The following is a 5,658-nucleotide window of genomic DNA, read 5'->3' on the forward strand; positions in this document are numbered from 1 at the left end:
GGGCGGCGCGGGCACAGCGCAATCACTTAGCATGTTGTTATCATGCGTGGGTATCCTTGAAAGTGAAAGCTCAAGAACTGGGCCAGACCCTGTATGCCGTGCGGGAGAGTTTGTTTAGTCATTACCTTCGCGCTGAACTACAAAACCCTCATGTCACGGCTTGTTAAGGTCCAAAGCGTAAGTCCTGTGCCAAAAAGAAACCAGCGCGTGCGCAATACCTGTAACTGTTGTTGCCACGCACAAAAAGAGACAATCACAAGCAGTGGGATAACTGCAGCGATGCCTTTGGTGAGGGCACCCGCACCAAGGGCGATACCGACGATCACTCGCCATCGCGCGTCCTGCTGACCGCGCCAAAAGGCCAAGAGTGCCAGAAGCGACCAGAACAACAGCAACGCATCCGGCGCGCATTGCCGACTGCCATGAGTCAAGAACGGATAGAGTGAGAGAAGTAAGCACGACGCACCGAGTCCCGACACGCGGCCATACAACTGCTGTCCTAGCATGTACACAAGGCCGACACTGCCAATCCCACACAGGACACCAGGCAGACGCACGGCCCACTCACTCTCACCAAATGTCTGGAAAGACAGTGCAATCGCCCAAAAGAGGAGAGGAGGCTTGTTAAAATAGGGAGCATTGTTCCATGACAAATCCACCCAGTTGCCACTGGTTAGCATTTCCCGTGCAACCTGCGCATAGCGCGCCTCCTCCCAGTCCAGCAACGGGCGCTCGCCTACCCGCCAGAAGAGGACAACGGCTGAAAGGCCAACGAGCATGGCCAGCGGCATGCGTCCGTGCCCGTTGGTCGTCAGGTCACTCGCAGTGTTCCTCACTCCATCGTTCTCCACAACCACCTGATGTCCTTTCCGTGGATTCAGATCCAGCAAAAGGCAGACCAGTAGGCGGCGATGCAAAAGTGCGGAAAATGATGGGTCGTCGGCACGGTGATGCGAGACAATATGTCTCGCCTACTCAGGATGAGTCGTTTTCCGTCTCCAGCACGCAGGCCGCTCAACGATACGGGTGGCGCATTATTCCGGTTCGTCTTTGATGTCCGTTATGATGCCGTGCCCACGGTATGGTGTGATGAGGTGATGAGGTGGTGAAACAGACAGCAAGGTGGCAAGGACCGTGCCGGGTCGCTGGCGACGTGCCACAGTGCATGCGAAAAAGCCTTGTAATCTGAGAGTGCGGAACCTTCCCACATCGGATTACAGACCACTCGTACACGTACCGCTGTGGGCCCTGCGGCGCTCTGTCTTGCTGAATACCGCGAAGCATCTCTCGCGAGACCCTTCACTGCGCTCTGGGTGATCGCACTGTTGTACCACTCTCTTGCGGTCTGTTCAGAAAAGGATTTGCCTTCTCGTTCTTCATCCTGGGGGGCGAAGAAACTCTTCATGTACGGCTGATTTGAGCACGATGCGATTGCGATAGTGGTAGCGCGCTGTTTTCGCAAATTAGCGATACGTTGGCAACGAATTTCCCAAAAATGCGAAACACCTGTCGTGTCTGCGATGCGGAGTGTACGTACGGAATGCGTATCACTACACCGTTGACCTCTTCTTCGCTGAGGAAAAATTCCCCAATTTCCATACTGTAGTGAGGGCTAATTCCGCACCTGGCAGTTGCACCGCTACGAGTCGACGTGCTGGCCTCCCTCTTGCTGCTTCTGGGCCACAGAGGCGGATGAGGCGAGAGCAACACGACGGTGATCGCCTGCTACGTCAGGTGAAGACGCGAGGTACGGTTCACTTGTATCGCGCACAATCCCAAACACCCGCGAGTCGAAGTCGATGAAGGAGCCGAATGATACACGACAGAGCGATGGAACTGTTACTGGAGAAACAATGGCCTCATCTGCCAGCCCATGGGGTGGATAGCACCTGCGAGCGAGTATGCGGCCAGGCATGAAGCCTGGAGTGTTATAGGGATGCGGGCGCGAAGGAGGCGCAGGCATGCTGAAGTTGCTCTTGTTCGTTAGTACCGCGCTGGTGCTGGCGAGTTGCACGAGGGAGCCGTCGCCACCTCCTACGGGAGCGGTGCTCTATCAGCAGTACTGTGCGTCGTGTCATGGACCCACCGGAAAAGGGAATGGACCGGTTGCTGCGTCGCTCCAACAGATCTGACCACGCTAGCGCGTCGCTCGGGTGAGCGCTTCGACGAAGCTGCGGTCATGGCGGTGATTTATGGACGACGGGCAGTGGCCACTCATGGACTACGTGAGATGCCAGTGTGGGGGGAAGTCTTTGAAGCAGAGCTGCAAGACCAGCGCTACCCACAATACACGGGATCGCTGCGGTCACGCGTGTTGGCGGACTATCTCAAGACGCTGCAGCACTAGGAGTGACGCATGAAAATTCTCATTGCCTATGATGGTTCGGCCTGTGCGGATGCAGCGCTACATGACTTACGGCGCGCTGGGCTCCCGCAGGAGGCGGAGACAGTGATTCTTCGCAATGAATGTCCCAGTTCTGGGTGGTCTGGAGGCAGCGCAGCGGAATCCAGGTCTTCTACCACTCCTCCCGGATTACACGGTGCTCCATCTGAACTACAGGGGACGATCTTTCCCGGAAATCGCCTTAGATAGTGCCTTTGTCAGCCCATTGATCCGATGCAGCCTGGGTAGCTTACCTCCTCTTGCTCGCACTCTACTCCATGCGTAAAGAGAAGAGCAACGACCAGAGAATTGGTAATTATTGCCAGCGCGGGTTCGCTGCCTCTTCACGTCAACGGCTTCGCTCGGTGTTGAGTGATCATGGTGGACATCGATACATGCGCGGCTGACCGTACACCTGAGAGCGGAACAGGAAAGGATACTCATGGCGAAGAAAAAAGTGCTGATTGCTGGGGCGTCTGGCTTGGTTGGTTCGGCAGCGGTGCGACAGTTCGCGCAGTTGTCCGACTGGGACGTCGTCGGCGTGTCGCGGCGGATACCAACGGGCAGTGACCGCGCCTCCTTCGTGTCAGTCGATCTGACCAATCAACAGCAGTGCGCTGACGTGTTTTCGCGCATGACCGATGTGACCCATGTCGTCTATGCCGCCGTCAATGAAAAGCCGGGATTAGAGGAAGGATGGAAAGATCGCGACCAGATGCGCCTGAATCTCGCGATGTTAGAAAACCTCTTTGCTCCGCTGGAGGCGGCGGCCACCGGTTTGCAGCATGTCTCGTTGTTACAAGGCACCAAAGCCTATGGTGCCCACCTGGGCCGCATCGCCTTGCCTGCACGGGAACGCGCCCCACGCCATCAGCATGAGAACTTCTACTGGTTACAAGAAGATTATCTCCGGGCGCGCCAACAGGGAAAGCCGTGGCAGTGGACGATCTGGCGCCCGCAACTGGTCTTTGGTGATGCGATTGGCAGCAACCTCAATGTCGTCCCGGCGATTGGTGTGTATGCTGCCGTGCGGCGCGAAGCCGGTCTGCCGCTCTCGTTCCCTGGTGGTCCCGCGTTCGTGTTTGAAGCGATCGATGCAGACCTTCTGGCGGAGGCGATGGCCTGGGCAGCCACGGCACCCACCGTGGGCAACGAGATTTTCAACATTACCAATGGCGATGTCTTTGCCTGGCCAGAGGTATGGCCAGTGATTGCCGATGCGGTGGGCATGCCAGTCGGCCCCCCGCAGCCGCTGTCCCTCGTGCAGGAAATGCCCAAACATGCGGCAGAGTGGGCGGCCATTGTGCGCAAGTATCAACTGCATGCTCCGGAGGACCTCAACGCCTTTGTCGGCGCATCCTTTGGCCTCGCCGACTTTTGCTTTGCCTATGGCGTTCACCACCCACCGCCGCCGATCCTGGTCAGCACCATCAAACTCAGGAAGGCAGGCTTTGCGGGTTGTATCGACACCGAAGACATGTTGCGCAAGTGGTTTAAGCGTTTCCAAGACCTGCAGTTGTTGCCACCGCGATGAGAATGCGCTCGCACAGAAAGTGAGACACATTTATGAGTCAACAGTTAATTGGCGTATCAGTTCCCAGTGATAACGTACAGGACGCGTTAGCCATGATCGAACGAGCGGAACAGTTGGGCATTCCCGCCGCGTGGATGACCACAGGCATGGCCCGCCCGGATAATCTGACAACGTTTGCCGCCGCAGCCGTGCGGACACAGCGCATCAAGCTGGGAACGTCGATTGTTCCGACCTATCCACGGCACCCGCTCGTCACCGTGCAGCAAACCCAAGTGATTGCCCAGCTGGCGCCCGGACGCTTCCGCCTCGGCGTTGGCCCCAGCCACCGTCCACTGATGGAGGCGATGGGCTTACAATTCAAAGCACCGCTGGGAAATCTACGCGAGTATTTACGCATCTGCAAAGCCTTGCTCCAGCAAGGCCGAGTCGATTTTGATGGCACTCACTACAAAGCCCACGACACCATCCCTCAACCGCTGGACGTGCCGGTCATGGCATCGGCGCTGCAACGAGATTCTTTTGAACTGTGCGGCGAAGAAGCAGACGGTGCGATCAGCTGGGTGTGTCCTGGGCCGTACCTGCGCGATGTCGCCCTGCCCGCCATGCGCACTGGTGCGGCGCGTGTTGGTCGCCCGGTCCCACCACTGATTGCCCATGCGCCGGTCTGCGTTCATGACAACGCCGACGAAGTGTACGCCGCCGTACGAGCGCAGATTATGAACCCACGGCTGCCGTTTTATCAGAACATGTTCGTTGCTGCGGGCTTTCCCGAGGCGAAAAACGGGACCTGGAGCGACGGGATGATTGACGCCACTGTCCTGTGGGGGAACGAGGCACGCGTCACCGAGCGCTTGCAGCAACTCCTGACCTGGGGAGCCACGGAAATTCTTGTGACCCCGGTCCCCGCCGGTGCCAACCGCAGCGCCTCGCGTGACCGCACGTTACATCTACTCGGCCAGGCGGCACAAGAGGTGTAGGGTGGGTTGTGCCCACCCTACAAGAACTCCGTGCTACAGACACGGATCATTGTGGGGGACGACGCCCAAAAGTGTGCATCGCGCATGCGCGATGCACACTTTCATGTGGAGTTCCGGATCATCCCGCGAACAGGGGCGCGGGCTCAGGACTGGCTGGTGCTAGCCAGCCAGTCCGTGCGGGATGATCACAGCGTTGCCAAGAAGCGCAACAGTGGGTCTGTTGCAATAAATCGGCCCTGGGGGACCTCTATGGGCACGAGTTTCTGGAGTGCTCGCTCTTTGGTGAGCAAGTCCGATTCCAGATAGACATGCGTCGTCTCGATGCTCTCATGACCTAACCAGAGCGCGATCACCGCGATATCCACGCCCGCTTGGAGAAGGTGCATCGCCGTCGAGTGCCTCACAAGATGTGGAGTAACACGTCGCCCACGAAGCGAGTCACACGTTGAGAGCGCTTGCTGCACGGCCTGCTGCAAGAGATGATTCACCCCATCGCGCGAGAGTGTCGTCCCACGGATGCTGGGAAACACCGGCGACTGTGCTGTGCCTCCCGCGTGGGGGAGCCAGGTTTGCAGTGAGCTTCCGGTAAAGCCGCTTGACACCCGAGGTTGAGAGACAGCAAGAGCTGCTGCGTGGTTGTTCGCACCAAACTCTCACGGCCAGACCGATGCAACGAGCACGAGATGTGAAGCCCTCCAGGGGTTGTTGAGCGTTCCGGCAAGCCTGCGTGACACGAGTCAGGCAAGTTGAGTAGAGTCGGGCCT

The 5,658-nt window shown here is 58.1% G+C and carries 6 protein-coding genes; 4 read left to right on the forward strand and 2 right to left on the reverse strand.

Annotated features, from left to right (window positions below):
• Nucleotides 1-137: 137 nt before the first annotated feature.
• Complete coding sequence (locus tag FJ147_26680; protein MBM4259472.1) at nt 138-857, reverse strand: phospholipid carrier-dependent glycosyltransferase; 720 nt, start codon at nt 855-857, stop codon at nt 138-140.
• A gap of 1,104 nt (nt 858-1,961) precedes the next feature.
• Here FJ147_26680 and FJ147_26685 point away from each other — a divergent pair.
• The 4 genes from FJ147_26685 to FJ147_26700 all read left to right on the forward strand — a co-directional run bounded on the left by FJ147_26685 (nt 1,962) and on the right by FJ147_26700 (nt 4,894).
• Nucleotides 1,962-2,132 (forward strand): cytochrome c, encoded by a 171-nt coding sequence (locus FJ147_26685; GenBank protein ID MBM4259473.1) that lies wholly within the window; start codon nt 1,962-1,964, stop codon nt 2,130-2,132.
• Nucleotides 2,133-2,356: 224 nt separating this feature from the next.
• A complete protein-coding gene (locus tag FJ147_26690; GenBank protein ID MBM4259474.1) occupies nt 2,357-2,593 on the forward strand; it encodes a hypothetical protein in 237 nt (78 codons plus the stop codon).
• Between the two features lie 232 nt (nt 2,594-2,825).
• On the forward strand, nt 2,826-3,917 hold the full coding sequence (locus tag FJ147_26695) for an SDR family oxidoreductase (GenBank protein ID MBM4259475.1): 1,092 nt from the start codon (nt 2,826-2,828) through the stop codon (nt 3,915-3,917).
• A gap of 32 nt (nt 3,918-3,949) precedes the next feature.
• Complete coding sequence (locus tag FJ147_26700; GenBank protein MBM4259476.1) at nt 3,950-4,894, forward strand: LLM class flavin-dependent oxidoreductase; 945 nt, start codon at nt 3,950-3,952, stop codon at nt 4,892-4,894.
• Between the two features lie 185 nt (nt 4,895-5,079).
• Here FJ147_26700 and FJ147_26705 read toward each other — a convergent pair whose 3' ends face one another.
• Nucleotides 5,080-5,496 (reverse strand): hypothetical protein, encoded by a 417-nt coding sequence (locus FJ147_26705; protein ID MBM4259477.1) that lies wholly within the window; start codon nt 5,494-5,496, stop codon nt 5,080-5,082.
• Between the last annotated feature and the right edge of the window lie 162 nt (nt 5,497-5,658).

Source organism: Deltaproteobacteria bacterium (genome assembly GCA_016874775.1).
Taxonomy (GTDB): Bacteria; Desulfobacterota; Binatia; order Bin18; family Bin18; genus VGTJ01.